Source organism: Halomonas sp. BDJS001 (genome assembly GCF_026104355.1).
Taxonomy (GTDB): domain Bacteria; phylum Pseudomonadota; class Gammaproteobacteria; order Pseudomonadales; family Halomonadaceae; genus Vreelandella.
In genome coordinates this window covers 1331589-1346547 of sequence record NZ_CP110535.1, presented here as the reverse complement: position 1 = coordinate 1346547, position 14959 = coordinate 1331589, and the positions used below count along the sequence as shown (strand labels likewise).

General features: G+C 58.1%; 13 protein-coding genes. 5 read left to right on the top strand and 8 right to left on the bottom strand.

Going from position 1 to position 14959, the window contains the following annotated elements; translation table 11 throughout:
* Positions 1-10: 10 nt before the first annotated feature.
* The 4 genes from OM794_RS06190 to OM794_RS06175 form a co-directional block, all read right to left on the bottom strand.
* Positions 11-1201 (bottom strand): MFS transporter, encoded by a 1191-nt coding sequence (locus OM794_RS06190; RefSeq protein WP_226248632.1) that lies wholly within the window; start codon positions 1199-1201, stop codon positions 11-13.
* A 26-nt stretch (positions 1202-1227) separates the two neighbouring features.
* Positions 1228-1860 carry a C40 family peptidase gene (locus OM794_RS06185; RefSeq protein ID WP_265154360.1) on the bottom strand — a complete coding sequence of 211 codons (633 nt, stop codon included), beginning with the start codon at positions 1858-1860 and terminating at the stop codon, positions 1228-1230.
* A 94-nt stretch (positions 1861-1954) separates the two neighbouring features.
* Positions 1955-4420: a YbeU/YbeR family protein gene (locus OM794_RS06180; protein ID WP_226248629.1), complete on the bottom strand. Its 2466-nt coding sequence runs from the start codon at positions 4418-4420 to the stop codon at positions 1955-1957.
* A 165-nt stretch (positions 4421-4585) separates the two neighbouring features.
* Positions 4586-4828: a GlsB/YeaQ/YmgE family stress response membrane protein gene (locus OM794_RS06175; RefSeq protein WP_008958536.1), complete on the bottom strand. Its 243-nt coding sequence runs from the start codon at positions 4826-4828 to the stop codon at positions 4586-4588.
* 137 nt (positions 4829-4965) lie between these two features.
* Here OM794_RS06175 and OM794_RS06170 point away from each other — a divergent pair, with 137 nt between their 5' ends.
* The 5 genes from OM794_RS06170 to OM794_RS06150 all read left to right on the top strand — a co-directional run bounded on the left by OM794_RS06170 (position 4966) and on the right by OM794_RS06150 (position 10303).
* A complete protein-coding gene (locus OM794_RS06170; protein ID WP_226248627.1) occupies positions 4966-5835 on the top strand; it encodes a D-hexose-6-phosphate mutarotase in 870 nt (289 codons plus the stop codon).
* 61 nt (positions 5836-5896) lie between these two features.
* Positions 5897-6088, top strand: a complete 192-nt coding sequence (locus tag OM794_RS06165) for a hypothetical protein (protein WP_022520445.1) — start codon at positions 5897-5899, stop codon at positions 6086-6088.
* 29 nt (positions 6089-6117) lie between these two features.
* Positions 6118-7521 (top strand): YcjX family protein, encoded by a 1404-nt coding sequence (locus OM794_RS06160; RefSeq protein WP_226248625.1) that lies wholly within the window; start codon positions 6118-6120, stop codon positions 7519-7521.
* Positions 7518-8555 (top strand): YcjF family protein, encoded by a 1038-nt coding sequence (locus tag OM794_RS06155; protein ID WP_226248623.1) that lies wholly within the window; start codon positions 7518-7520, stop codon positions 8553-8555. The genes OM794_RS06160 and OM794_RS06155 overlap by 4 nt, the downstream gene beginning before the upstream one ends.
* Positions 8556-8662: 107 nt before the next feature.
* Positions 8663-10303 carry a BCCT family transporter gene (locus OM794_RS06150; protein ID WP_226248620.1) on the top strand — a complete coding sequence of 547 codons (1641 nt, stop codon included), beginning with the start codon at positions 8663-8665 and terminating at the stop codon, positions 10301-10303.
* Between the two features lie 92 nt (positions 10304-10395).
* On the opposite strand, the gene OM794_RS06145 is transcribed toward OM794_RS06150, so the two are convergent.
* The 4 genes from OM794_RS06145 to OM794_RS06130 all read right to left on the bottom strand — a co-directional run bounded on the left by OM794_RS06145 (position 10396) and on the right by OM794_RS06130 (position 14884).
* A complete protein-coding gene (locus tag OM794_RS06145; RefSeq protein ID WP_226248618.1) occupies positions 10396-11517 on the bottom strand; it encodes an ABC transporter ATP-binding protein in 1122 nt (373 codons plus the stop codon).
* A 180-nt stretch (positions 11518-11697) separates the two neighbouring features.
* A complete protein-coding gene (locus tag OM794_RS06140; RefSeq protein ID WP_088701094.1) occupies positions 11698-12576 on the bottom strand; it encodes a carbohydrate ABC transporter permease in 879 nt (292 codons plus the stop codon).
* On the bottom strand, positions 12569-13495 hold the full coding sequence (locus OM794_RS06135; protein ID WP_226248616.1) for a carbohydrate ABC transporter permease: 927 nt from the start codon (positions 13493-13495) through the stop codon (positions 12569-12571). Before OM794_RS06135 ends, OM794_RS06140 begins: the two co-directional genes overlap by 8 nt.
* Positions 13496-13624: 129 nt before the next feature.
* A complete protein-coding gene (locus OM794_RS06130; RefSeq protein ID WP_226248613.1) occupies positions 13625-14884 on the bottom strand; it encodes an ABC transporter substrate-binding protein in 1260 nt (419 codons plus the stop codon).
* Between the last annotated feature and the right edge of the window lie 75 nt (positions 14885-14959).

Here is a 14959-nt window from a genome sequence, read left to right as displayed (position 1 = left end):
CTGATGAAAGTTAGCCAACCGCCTGGCGACGCTCAAAACGCCATAGGCCGAAGGCAATCATTAGCGTGATACTTAGCAGCAGCCACGAGCCTATAGTGACCCCTGACCAACCGGCCCAGTGCCAGAACGGCTCCAGCCAGAAGCCACCCAAACTGGCTCCCACGTAATAAAACACCAGATAGAGCGCCGAGGCGCTGCCCCGGGCGCCCTGGGCATAACGGCCTACCCAGCTGGAGGCCAACGAATGGGCCAGGAAAAAGCCGAAGGCATTGACGGTTAAGCCGACGATAATCAGCAGCAGCGAATCCGATAACGTGATCGCCGTGCCCAACATCAAAATCACTACCCCTACCATCATGCATGCCGCGGGAGAAAACCGCCCAGCCAATCGCCCGGAAATCATCGAACCGAAGGTACCGCCGAGATAGGTCAAAAAAATCAGCCCCAGACCACTGGCGGCTAATTGATACGGCGCTGCCGCCAACCGAAAGGTGATATAGCTGTATTGGTTAATAAAAATCAGGAAATTAATACCACCCAGACAGTAAGCAGCGAGCAACACCGGATTGCGCACATGACTGACTAAATCGCCGGCTGCTTTGCGCAGCTCGAAGCGCTGGGGAGTAAAGGCGCGGCTATTGGGCAACAGGCGCCAAAATACCGCGCAGCCAACAAGCGTCATGATACCTACCGCTAGAAATGCCGCTGTGGGGCCGCCGACCTCAGCGGCGCCCCCACCGACGATACGCCCGCTGATTCCGCCGAGCGAGTTGGCGCCAATATAGAGCCCCACAGCGCTTAACAGCGCAGGCTTCTCAAACTCATCGCCCATCCAGGCGATCGCCACTGCTGGCAGTCCTCCCAGCACAAAGCCTTGCACCAGGCGTAGCAGCAGCAAGCTTTCAAAGGTGGGGGCAAAGGCCAAGGCAATGGAGCATCCACCTGCCAACAGCAGTGTGACGCGCATGATGCCTTCGCGACCAATGGCATCAGAGAGAGGCCCGAAGACCAGCAGCGCAATGGCTAAGGAGAGGGTCGATACCGACATAAGCAGGCTGACGCCCAAGGTAGAGACCTGATAGGTCTCCTTTAACCCTGGCAGCAGCGGCTGCGGTGCGTATAAGTTGATAAAAACAAGAAATGAGCCGAGGCAAAGCGCCAAGGTGGCGCGCCACCAGGCGCGCGTTTTGGCTTTTATCATGCCATTCCTAGATTAATAACGTCTGATTACTGGAAAACAGTGCCGCCCAGTTGGGCCAGGTGCGTTGGCTCCAGAGCGCGACGTGACTGCCAGTAGTAGCGCTGCCAATAACTGTTATCCAGGCTGGAGATAATCACCCCTTTTGAGGTCGAAGCGTGGAGAAAATACCCATCGCCTACGTAGATCCCCACATGGTTATAGCGACCCGGCGGTCGGAAGAACACCAGATCGCCCGCCTGCAGCTCTTGGCGGTCGATCGGGCGTCCCTCGTGTACTTGGCCACGGGTGGAGCGCGGTAGATCCAAATTAAAAGTGTCACGATAAACGTTGCGAACCAGGGCCGAACAGTCGATTCCTCTCTCTGAAGTACCGCCAATTCGGTAAGGCGTTCCCGCCCAGCGCTGGTGCTGCGCCAGCAGCGCCTCACGGATCACTGTTGGCGGCGGTACTTGCAAACTGCGCAGATGCGCATCGATGGGATCAACCGGGGACATTTGCGGGTTCGCCCCCATTCCCGGCAACGTCATTGAGAAGTAATTCTCTGGGGCCTGCATATTGTTCTGTCGGGCAGAACCTGCGCAGCCAGCGACCAATGCAACTAAACAACAAACACTTACAACACGGACAGCGGTCACAGCGGGGCGTGGCAACGCAACCATGCGATTAACCTCGTGACATTGATAAGAAGGCGGTATGACAAATCTAATTTTTCCAGGCAAGACTATAAGCTAGTTATCATATGTTTGGCGAGCATCAATGTAACGTGCGCTGATCGCCCGGCAGGGTATCAATATGCAATGGCGCGAAATGGCGCGGTTTATTGCCCGGAAAATCCAAGCTCACCCATGGGCCAGCCAAGACCGGCGCACCACATATCCAAGCCACCAGCGCCTGACGAAACCCGGCTAGAAAGCTTTCCCGTTCAGGGGTTTCGCCCATAAAAAATGAGAAGCCGGCATACATCCCCATGGCATATTCCTGCCAACCGGCGTAGTGATCCGCCGCCAATTGGTAAGCACGATCCAATACCTTAGCGAACGCAGCGCTATCGAGCCAGCCTAGCTGCCGCGCGGCGATGGCCAGATCGACCAGTTGGGCAATATCCCAGGCCGCCATATCCACCTCATTGCAGCCATCTTCGTTGTCGCGCACACGACGTAAGCGCAGCAGGTGGTGGCGTTCATCTTCAGCACAGTCGCCGGATTCAAGAATGGCGATCTCAGCGCTTAAGCGCTCAGTATTGAGGGTATAGGGAGCGTAGTTAATCTGATACTCCTGGCGATCCCCCGACTCGAGCATATGGGTCAAAAACTCCTGCATATCACCTGCATTGCTCAAGTGGTAATGGCTCTCCACCCACTCGCGAATCTCGGCGCACTCCCGAGCGCTCTCGGGCTGAGGCTCACTCCACACCGCACTGTTCAGCGGGCCCACCAACGACATCGCGGTAAAATGACTCAAGGTGGGGCGACTACCCGGTTCACGCCAGGCATCGGGACGCCAATCCAGCCAGTGAAACAGGCTGCCGGGATCTTCAATGTGCCAAATAATTTCATTCACTAACGAAGCGTGCTCAGGCTCAGGCAGACAGCTCTCCCAAGCGAACCAGGCTTCTAACAAGCGCTTGGCATTGGGGTAAAAACGGCACAGACAGCTGCGCAGCGCACTGGCATATTCCATTAACGGCGCATGATCGAATAAGCCGCTGTCGAGGGACATATGCAGATAGAAGGCAAATTTTTCGGCCATATGAATCGTGGCCGCATGGCGACTTACCCCTTTAACGGCATTGCGCTGCTTAAGCTCTTCTGGGGTCGGTTGGCCAAACCAGCTTTGCGAAGGAGGTAAAACGCCGTGCACTGCATCGGCCGCCAACTGGTTAAGATGATGGGCCTGAGCGGGTAGCCAATAGCGCGCCAGTGCATGAGCCCCCTCATCGGCATGCAGGCCAAGTGACTCCTGCAAATAGAGCGCTGCGTCGGCACGCTGCTCTTCAGGCAGCGCCGCGGAGGGGGCTATCTGGCGCAGCATGGCATCCGGTTCACGTACGCTGGCCAGCGCCAACAACCAGTGGTGAGGGGTATTACGCCACCGCCGAATGCGCGCTTGGGATGCCATGCGCGTGGACTCATCCAATAGCTCCCCCGGTGGGCGCTTCCAGGGGCTATCCCAACCATGCAGCAGCAACTGATGTCGCTCGCTGGGTGTTTTACCCCGCCGGTCGATGCCATCAAATAGACTCTGCCCGCGCCCATAGGCATTAAGGACTGCGTACCAATCATGGTAGCGGCGACTGATCAAATCAGCGGCGTGCCCGGCTAAATCATCGGCCTCTTCTTGGCTAAGCAAGCCACAGCAGGCACCGGCCCAGGCGAGTTCCACAATTCGCAGCCAATCCCAAGCCGCCCACTCAAGCGGTTCGCCTTGGGTGACAAACTTATTCAGTACCGGCGCATAGGGCGACTCTTCTACCACACTACGCTGCCACTCCATGCGTTGGGCATTGTCCATACTGAGCAATTCGCGCGCTTCGATATCCCAGCGCTGCCGCTCACCTTGAGCACCTAACCAGAGCATCACGCCGATAAGTGCGTCGCGGTCATGGACATCCCATACGTGGGCAAGCCACTCGGAGGCTTCAGGCCAATCGCTTTGGCTGGCGGGGTAGACAATAATCGGCCGAAACAGCGCGCATAGCCGCCAGCTCTGCGCTTCTGGCTGCTGGGGCCATAGCGAAGCCGGTGCTGGGAGTTCAGCCAAGGCATTTTCAAGCGCGTCCCAGGTAATGCCTTCGCCATCGGTTTCAAGCTTGGCCAGTGCTTGGCAGGCATCAATAAAACGGTCATCGGCCCCCGCTTCCCAGCCCCGTGCGCCTAACGCACGGCGCAAATCCGCTAGCCAGGCACGCAGATCGCTGTAATCGCTGGTGATGCGGCGAGTCAGGTGGTGCGCCCAATTGCGCGCCTGATCAGCGTCTAACCAACCCGCCGCTCCCGCCAGTGCGGCCCACTCAAGCGCGCCTAGCAAACGGTCGGCACTGCCTGCGGGAGCTCCCAGCCCGTGAAACAGCTGCTCGGCCAGCTCGCCCCGGCTGGTAATTCCCAGCTGTAACAGGCGCTGTTCTGCCGCCCCTGCATCGACTGCCAACGGATGAGGGGTAAACGCCCAATCACACAGCACTAGCTGTTGGGCCCACCAGGCATTTAACGCGTCGATCAAGAGGCACCTCGAAAAAGCACAATGACACCAGCAAAAAGCCGGAACTAAAGCTGCCTAGTGTAACGGAAAGTGGCGCGAACACCGATAGCCCTACGCCTCGGTAGGCATAAAACAACACCGCCCGGCACAAGGCCGGGCGGTGTTTTACAGGTAGCAACTCAATCGCTACGCTTTTTTAACCTTACTAATCACCCACAGGAGCACCACGGCACCCACTATCGCGGTAACTAGCGAACCGATAAAGCCACCAGAGGAAAGGCCTAAAAGGCTGAATAAAAAACCACCAATAACCGCGCCCACGATGCCGACACCAATATTACCCAGGATGCCGAAACCGCCACCGCGCATGATGTTGCCAGCAATCCAACCAGCTAAACCACCAATGATTAACCATGCAATAAAGCCCATATAGTCTCCTTACTATTTCGATTACGGGTTGCAGTTACGCGTTTTACCTTCGAGTCACGCTTGTTCTACCATAGCACACAGCGTTAGTGTTCGGCGCCTATCGGTATCGATGCTTGGCAACTCTTAAAGGAAAATTCATGATCCCCGACTCGCTCAATCAACTGGTTAAAAGCACTCAAGGACAGCAAACGGCGCAGTGGGAAGGCCGCGACGTGGTGCTTTTCAATATGCCCTGGGGTGAGTTGGTGGTGAGTCTCCAAGGCGCTCAAGTGCTGCACTTCTGCCCTACCGGTGATACCGGCTGGTTATGGCTGACGCCTACGCCCCAGGCGCTGCCAGGCGCTATCCGGGGCGGTATTCCGCTCTGCTGGCCATGGTTCGCCGACGAGCGCTTTGCCGACGAAAGCCCCCAGCACGATGGCCCCTTTCATGGCCTTGCCCGCCACGCTGAGTGGCGCCTGGATGCCGTCGATGAGCACGCCGAGGGCATTGAGCTTCACCTCTCCCCGTCGCAGCCTCTGCACACACTGCTCACCGCACGCTTGGTGGTACAAGCTAACGCCCAGCGTTTGAACGTGGAGCTGATTAGCGAAAACATTGGCGAAACGCCGATCAAAACCAGCGGCGCGCTGCACACCTATTTAGCCGTTGCCGATACCCATCAGTGCCGCCTGGAAGGTCTCTCCGGCGCGCGCTATCTCGACAAACTGCGCGACTTTGCTGAGAGTGAGCAGCAGGGCACACTGGCCGTTCAAGGCGCCGTTGACCGCATTTACCACACCAATGAAGCCGTACTGCTCAACGATGGCGAGCGCACTCTGCGCATCGGCAAGCAGTCGAGTGACTCCACGGTAGTGTGGCACCCCAATAACGACCTACCCAGCGACACCCCCGCCGAGGCAGCACGCCACTTTATTTGCGTTGAAGCTGCCAATACCCGCCTGGATCCGGTCTGGCTGGTGCCTGGCGCTCAACACCTACTGGGAACCACCCTCAGCCGCGGTTAATCTTCGGTTCATCAGCGCTTTGCTATCATGTGCTCAATGGCATTTGAGCTAGGGAGATCCAATGGATCCGCAACAATGGCTAGAAGCTGCCACGCTGGCGTTTAATTTAATCGGTATGGTGGTGTGCTTAGTGGGATTAACCTTGGCGCAGAAGATGACCCGCCGCTGGCCAGGCTACACCCTGGCAGGGGTTGGCTTTTTAATTGCCACCCTGCCGATGCTTTCGCAACTGGTATTAATGTTTAGCCAATAAAGGCTAGGAGCCACAAAGGGATCGATAGGATGCGCCAGCCGTTAAGTCGCGAACTGAGCAATTTATTAGAGCGCGGAAGGGATCGCCAGCTGCGCTTAGCGGTCACCGGCCTCTCCCAAGCGGGGAAAACCGCGTTTTTGACGTCGCTGGTCAATCAGTTGCGTCATGCAGGCGTTGAGGCGCGGCTCGATTTACTGCCCGCTGCCAGAGAAGGCCGCCTGCTCGGCGCCCAACGGCTTAACCAGCCTGACATGGGCGTGCCGCGGTTTCCCTATGACCCCGGTATGGTCGCCCTGCGTGATACCCCGCCGCGCTGGCCCGAACCCACCCGCGGCATCAGCGAGTTACGCTTACAGCTGCGCTACCGCCCTGCCCGCAGCGGCTGGCTGACCCCTGAAATCGCCCACCTGACCCTGGATCTATTCGACTACCCTGGCGAGTGGTTACTCGACTTACCGCTGTTACAACACGACTTTTACAGCTGGAGCCAAGCCCAAGCACTGTATGCAGGCGAGCAGCGCCGCGGCCTGTTTAGCGAATGGTTGACGGCAGTGGAGCAGCTCGACCCCGCTGGTGAGGCTGATGAAGCCCAGCTTGCTGCCCTGGCCGAGGAGTACGCTCAAGGCCTTCGCCGCGCCAAAAAGGCCGGTTTTTCCGACCTGCAGCCCGGGCGTTTTTTGCTTCCCGGCGAGCTGGAAGGCGCGCCGGTGCTGCAGTTTTTTCCGCTGCCGCAGCTTAATGCGTCTCAACCCAATACCGCCAGAGAAACGCTGGAGGCACTGCCTGCCAATAGCCTTTACGCCACCCTATCGGCGCGCTTTCGCTACTATCAGCAGCAGGTGGTCAAGCCCTTCTATCGCGACCACTTCCGTCGTTTTGACCGCCAGATTGTACTGGTGGACGTGCTGGGCGCGCTCAATGCCGGGCCTGAGCGCTTTGAAGACCTCTCCAGTGCGCTGCGCCAGTTAATGCACAGCTTCGATTATGGTCAACGCAGCCTACTGACCCGCCTCTTCGCGCCTAAAATTGACCGTCTGGCGATTGCCGCCACCAAAGCCGATCACGTCACTCCCGATCAACACGGCCACTTGGTGCAGCTGTTAGAGGCCCTACTGGCAGAGCCTCTCAAAGATCTACGCTTCGCCAACGTACCGGTTAAAGCGCTCTCGCTGGCAGCGATTCGGGCCACCGAAGCCCGCGAGGTGGTTCATGAGGGTAAGCGCTCACCCGCGCTACGCGGCACCACCCTGGAGGGCGAAGAGGTGCTGGTTTACCCCGGTGATGTGCCCGCAAGGCTGCCCGCTGCCGAGTTCTGGCAGCAACAGGGTTTCGACTTCCCCGGCTTTCGCCCTATGCCAACCAGCTCAGAAGCGCTGGATCATATTCGCATGGACGCCGCCATCGACTGGCTGATTGGAGATAAACTGACATGACCACCCCACAGCCACGCCGTCACTTTACCCTGGATGACACGCCCGAAGAGGTCGCTGATGCTGAAACACCTCTTCGCCAGCGCGAAGCCTTTACTGGCGCCAGTGAGCACCACCCTCTAGCGCCTCTACCTGAAGATAAAGCGCTACCTGCTGCCAGTTTAGGCGCGCCGCGTAAACGCCGTTGGGGGTTACTGTTTGCCCTGGTAGGCGGGGCTGGACTAGGCACCGCTGAACTGGTCACCGGCATTCCTGATGCCATCGCTCAGTCCCAGTGGCTCGCCATTGCCTGGCAGCTGTTTGGGATCAGCCTGATTGGCCTGGGGGGCGTCTCACTGCTCAAAGAGCTAGGCCGTTTGCGCCGCCTGAAACGCCACGACAAACTGCGCGGCGACCTTGTCGAGCTACCGCTACGCTCACCCAAGCAGGCTCGGGCGATGGCCGAGCAGCTCAGGCGCCAGCTCAAACTCGCCGACGACGACCCGCACTGGCTGGCCTTTCAACGCGCCAGTCAGCCGCACCATAGCGGTGAGGAGATTCAGATCCTGCTGCGTTACCACCTGCTGGCCCCGCGTGATCGCGAGGCCCAACGGCTGATCACCCGCATGTCCGGTGAAACCGCCATCATGGTCGCCATCAGCCCGCTAACGCTGGTGGATATGGCGCTGGTGGCCTGGAGGAGTCTAGCGATGGTGGATCGGCTCTGCCGCCTGTATGGTCTTGAGCTGGGCTACGCCAGTCGCCTGCGGCTGTTTCGCAATGTTCTGCACAATATGGCCTTTGCCGGTGCCAGCGAACTGGCCACCGACGCCAGTATGGATATGCTCTCGCTGGATTTGGCTGGGCGTCTCTCGGCACGTGCAGGTCAGGGCCTGGCTACCGGGCTGCTTAGCGCACGCCTTGGGCTACGCGCCCAGCGGCTCTGCCGCCCGGTGCCCTTCACTGCCGATGAACAGCCCAGGATCGCCGATCTGCGCCAAGACCTGTGGCGACAAATCAAGCGACTCGATAAAGAAACGGTGCCGCAAAATCGCTAATGGAGTCACCAAACACAAGTCTGTTTTCGGCTAAAGATGGGATTCAACGCTGTTTATCCTCATGATGGGTGTTTGACATAGCATCCTCCAGCGAGGAGACGTAGTGTATGAACACTCCCAATAATCCCGAGTCGCCTTCGGCAACCAGCGACATGCAGACCGACTATGTGGTGGGTCAGGATAATATCACGGGCCAGCTTGGCCCCATCGGTTTCGATATCCACAACCGCGTTTTTGTCGTATCGGCGCTTGCCTCGGCCATTTTCATCGTCCTCACCCTGCTGTTTCCAGAGCGTGCAGGAAGTATATTCCAGTCCGTTGTCTCCTTCTCGACGGGAACATTGGACTGGTATTTCATGATCCTGGTCGATTTTTTTATTCTATTCTGCTTAGCGCTGGTGGTGCTGCCCTATGGCTCAGTCAGGCTGGGCGGGCCGGATGCGCGACCGGATCACAGCTACCTCTCATGGTTCGCCATGCTGTTCACCGCGGGCATCGGCATCGGCCTGCTGTTCTTTGGCGTACTCGAACCGGTTTACCACGCCAATGTCTCCCTACCACTGGGCATTCCCTCGCCCTTCGGTGCCGATGGTGAACTGGAACCAGCGGCGATTGCCGATGCCAGCGCCATGGGCCTGGCAGGCACATATCTCCATTGGGGGATTCATGGCTGGGCAGTGTATGTGGTGATGGCGCTGGCGCTGGGGCTGTTTACCTACAATAAAGGCCTGCCGTTTTCGATTCGTTCGGCGTTCTTTCCCATTCTCGGTGAGCGTGTCTGGGGCTGGTGGGGCCATGTGATTGATATTCTGGCGGTGTTTTCCACCCTCTTCGGGCTGGCTACCTCCCTTGGGCTCGGCGCCCAGCAGGCCAACGCGGGGATGAACTTTGTTTTTGGTCTGGAGGTCACCACCCTGACTCAGGTCATCGTCATCATTCTAGTCACGGGGGTGGCGCTGGTGTCGGTCTGGCGCGGTCTTGAGGGTGGCTTGAAGAAGCTCTCCGAGATCAACATGATCCTGGCCGTGCTGTTCTTCTTTTTCGTGCTCTTCGCTGGCCCCACACTACTCGCCTTGACGGGCTTCTGGACGGGGCTGACCACCTATGTCACTGAGTTTATTCCTCTATCCGCGCCCTTTGGTCGTGACGACGACGCCTACCGTCAGTCCTGGACGATTTTCTACTGGGCCTGGTGGATTAGTTGGGCACCTTTCGTGGGGATGTTTATCGCCCGCGTCTCCCGGGGCCGCACGGTGCGTGAGTTTATCCTCTGCGTTTTGCTGGTTCCCAGTCTGTTCATCTTTGTCTGGATGGGCGTCTTTGGCTCGACCGCCCTTGATCAGCTCTATGCTGACCCGGCGGCGAGCCTGGTTAAAGAGTATGTGATCGATAACTACAGGCCTGAGCTATCGCTGTTCGGCATGTTGAACGAACTACCGCTGACGGGTCTGATGTCGACTCTGGGTATCGTCCTGGCGCTGATCTTCTTTGTCACCTCATCGGATTCCGGCTCCCTGGTCATCGACACCATCACCGCTGGCGGTAAAATCGATGCTCCGCGGCCACAGCGAATGTTCTGGGCGGTCGTCGAGGGCCTCATCGCCATTGTACTGCTGATCGGCGGTGGCCTGACAGCACTTCAGGCAGGGGTCACCGCCACGGCGATCCCCTTCTCGATTGTGATGTTGCTGATGTGCTACTCGATCATCAAAGCCCTCAATGGTGAGCTGCGGCTTATTCGTAAGTGATACCTGCAACTGAAACCTGCAAGCAATGGAAAGAGGCCGCCTGCTGAAGTTAGCAGGGGGCCTTATATTTCAATAGGATCAGCCGCAAGCGCTTACGCTATACGCTGCTCGGTCTCGGCATCAAATAGAATCGCCCGCCCCATATCGACGCGCAGTGCTAAGCGCTCCCCAGCCACCACCGCGCATTTAGGCCCAACGCGGGCGGTCACTTCCTGTTCGCCCAGCGGTAGGCGAAGCAAAATATCCGCCCCGGTAGGCTCTACCACCGCTACACTGGCGCTCAGCAGCGTGCCTTCGGCTTGGGCGGTTAACCGCTCATCCTCTTCGCTGAAGTGCTCTGGGCGTAGACCAAGAATTACCGGCTGATTCAACCGCTCGGCCATGTCGGGGGCGATGCGCGCTTCAGGCCACGGCAGCACCAGTTCCTCCTCCCCCGGTGTGACAATCCGCAGTTGATAACCGCCGTTGTTATCTTCCAAGGTAGCACGGATAAAGTTCATCGATGGTGAACCCATAAAACCGGCCACAAACATATCCACCGGATTGTTGTAGACCTCATCCGGGGTGCCCAACTGTAAAATATGACCGTCACGCATCACTGCAATGCAGTCTGCCAGGGTCATGGCTTCAACCTGGTCATGGGTGACGTAAACAATGGTGGTGCCCAGGCGCTGGTGGAGCTTTTTGATCTCGGTGCGCATATCCACGCGCAGCTTGGCATCCAGGTTGGAGAGCGGCTCGTCAAACAGATAGACCTTGGGCTCCCGAGCCAGCGCCCGCCCCATCGCCACCCGCTGTCGCTGGCCGCCGGAGAGCTGAGCGGGCTTGCGCTCCAGCAGGTGAGTAATTTGCAGTAGATCCGCTACCCGCTCCACGGCGGCCTCTCGCTCGGGCTTGGGCACCTTGCGCATCTCCAGCCCGAAGCTGATGTTCTGGCGCACGGTCATACTGGGATAGAGGGCGTATGACTGAAACACCATAGCGATGTCCCGATCCGCGGGGGTGCGCCAGGTGACGTCTTCGCCATCGATATAAATATTGCCAGAGGTCACCGGCTCAAGACCGGCAATGGCATTCATCAGCGTAGACTTGCCGCAGCCCGAGGGGCCAACCAGAATCAAAAACTCACCGGAATCTATAGAGATACTGACATCTTTAAGCACCCGCTCGCTGCCAAACTCTTTGCGCACGTTGTGGATTTCTAACGCTGCCATAATGAAAATCCTATTCTAAAGCGACTGACAAACTCCATTCATCTGGGTTGGTCAGAAGCAGCCCTCCGCGGGGCGCTGTGAACCCATCCCTGGGCGCTACTTTCGCCATCCATGGCGAAAGACCCCCGCTACGGGCTGCTTCTGACCCTCTAGAAATGGTTGCCACTCACCTAGTTGTTATTAGCCTTTAACGGAACCGGCTGTCAGCCCGCGCACGAAGTATTTTCCCGCCAGCACGTACACCACCAGGGTGGGCAGCGCGGCAATCATTGCCGCCGCCATATCGACGTTGTACTCGCGAACGCCGGTGGAGGTATTCACCAGGTTGTTAAGCGCCACGGTAACGGGCTGGGTGTTATGGGCTGAAAATGCCACGCCAAACAGGAAGTCATTCCAGATTTGGGTGAACTGCCAAATTACCGACACCACGATGATAGGCGCGGAAACCGGCAGCAGAATGCGCCAGAAAATGCGGAAAAAGCCCGCGCCATCCAGCTTTGCCGCCGATACCAGCTCGTTGGGGATACCCACATAGAAGTTGCGGAAAAACAGCGTGGTGAAGGCAATGCCAAAGACTACGTGAACCAAAATCAACCCAGCGCGGGAGCTGGAGATACCCAGCCAGCCGAGGGTTTGCGCCATAGGTAGCAGCACCACCTGGAAGGGAATAAAGCAGCCAAACAGCATTAGTGCAAAGACTAACTCAGAGCCTTTGAAGCGCCATTTGGTTAGCGCGTAGCCGTTTAGGGCGCCAATGGTGGTGGAGATCAGCACGGCTGGAATCACGATCGCAAAGGAGTTCCAGAAGTAGCCACCGACACCATCGCAGCGCATACCGGTACAGGCTTCTCCCCAGGCTTTGGTCCACGGTGCCAGTGTCGGGTTTTGTGGAAACGAGAGCAGCGAACCGGGGCTGATTTCGCTTAGCGGCTTCACCGAGGTCATCAGCATCACCACCAGCGGCAGAATATAGAACAGTGCAGCAAGTATCAGCACGCCATAGAGCAGGCCACGGCCCAGCCGCGCAGCGGGCGTCTGACGACGAATCACATTAGCCATGCTTGCGGCTCCTTAGTTCGGAGTAGAGGTACGGAATCAAAATTGCCAGCACGCCGCCCAACATCAGCATGGCGCTGGCAGAACCCAAGCCGATCTGCGCCCGGGTAAAGGCGTGGGCGTACATAAAGGTGGCGGGCAAGTCGGTAGCGTAGCCCGGCCCACCGCCGGTGAGCGCGACGACCAGATCAAAGCTCTTAATGGCAATATGGGCCAAGATCATCACCGCGCTAAACACGACCGGGCGTAGGCACGGCATCACCACGCGCAGATAAATCCGCGGCAAGCTGGCGCCATCCAACTGCGCGGCTTTAATAATGCTGTCATCGATACCCCGCAGCCCGGCTAAAAACAGCGCCATCACAAACCCGGACGCCTGCCACACGGCGGCAATGACCAGGGTATAAATGGCCATATCCGGATCGACAATCCAGTCAAAGCGAAACGACTCAAAGCCCCAGCTCTGAACCATCGCTTGAATGCCCAATTGCGGATTAAGCAGCCACTTCCACACCACCCCGGTAACAATAAAGGAGAGTGCCATGGGGTAGAGGTAGATCGTGCGCAGTACGCCCTCCTGGCGAATTTTCTGATCGAGCAGTATCGCCAGCAACGCACCAATCACCAGGCAAATCACCACGAACAGCACGCCAAAAATCATCAGGTTGGTCGAGGCAACCCACCAGCGCTCATTGGCCATCAGGCGTGCGTACTGACCAAAGCCGACAAAGTCATAGCTGGGCAGCATGCGCGAGCTGGTTAGCGAAAGCACGAATGTCCAGAGCATGAAGCCATAAACAAAGAACAGCGAAATGGCCACCGACGGTGCCAGCACCAGCCGAGGCAGCCACGCCTGCAAACCGCCGGATGGCGTCGACCGCTTAGCGGTAGGCCCTAAGGGCGTCGCAGAGGTATTTTTCATGGGAGGTGTCTCTAATGAAGAGGTATCTCTAATGACGAAGTGTCCTTGCCAAGCAGCACAGTGTTCTTGCTAAGCAGAATAGGCGCCGCCGTTGCGACGACGCCTAATAGAACGGCGGTAAGCTTGGTGCTAGAAAGAGGCCGCTTGGGCGGCACTCACCAACCGTTCTGCGGCTTCTTCTGCGGGCATATCGGCATCGTTGAAGTAGTTAGTGACCACGTCAAAAATGGCGCCCTGCACATCGGCGCGAACCGCCATACCGTGGGCCATACTGGGCACTAACCCCCCCTCTTCCGCGGTGCGCTGGAAATCGGCCAGGGACTGTTGGGCGCAGCTATCGAATTCGCTCATGTCCAGATCAGGACGCGCCGGAATCGAGCCTTTGGCAAGATTAAACGTTTCCTGGAAAGTGGGTTCAAGCACTAAGCGCGCCAACGCTTGCTGCGCCTCGCGCTCCTCGCCCTCGGTGACCCGGAACATGGCCAGGCTATCGATATTGAAGGTAAACGCATCTTCGGTGCCCGGCGCTGCCGCACACAGGTAATCTTCCCCGGCGGTCAATCCAGCCGCGGTGAACTCCCCTTTTGCCCAATCGCCCATCAGCTGGAATCCGGCCACTCCCTCAATCACCATGGCTGTGGCAACATTCCAGTCGCGACCGGACATGCCCTCATCCATTAGCTCGCGCATACGCTTGAAATCCTCAAGAGCAGCGACCATTTGTTCACCCCCCAGTGCTTCAGGGTCTAACTCCACAAGCGCCTGCTGATAAAACTCGCTCCCTTGACCGCCAAGCACTACGCTTTCGAATACCGTGGCATCCTGCCAGGACTGACCGCCATGAGCCAGCGGCACGAAGCCCGCTTCACGGATGGCCTCACCCGCTTCAAATAGCTCATCCAGCGTGGTGGGCATCTCAACTCCTGCCGCTTCCAGTACGTCCGGGTTGGCCCACAGCCAGTTGACACGGTGCACGTTAACGGGTACCGCTACGTACTCGCCATCGTAGCGCATGACATCGGCGACCACTTCAGGCAGCAGCTCGTCCCAGCCTTCGGCATCAGCCACCTCACTCAAGTCGCCAAGCAAACCCAGCTCGCCCCACTCCTGAATTTCAGGGCCTTTAATTTGGGCGGCGGAAGGTGGGTTACCCGACATGGCGCGAGACTTAAGCACAGTCATGGCGGTTTCACCGCCGCCACCGGCCACGGCGAAGTCCTGCCAACCGTAGCCTTCGGCTTCCATTAACTCTTTGAGCACATTGGCAGCACGGGCTTCACCACCGGAAGTCCACCAGTGCAGCACTTCGACTTCATTCGCTTGAGCGGTAGTGGCTAGCGTGGCACCTGCCAGGGCAAGCGCGAGGGTCGTCTTCTTTAACGTCGGCATGGAGTTACTCCTTATATTGTTATTGTCCTCTCGGACGTGCGACATCCAAGAGGTTACGCCAAGGCGAGCGTCAAC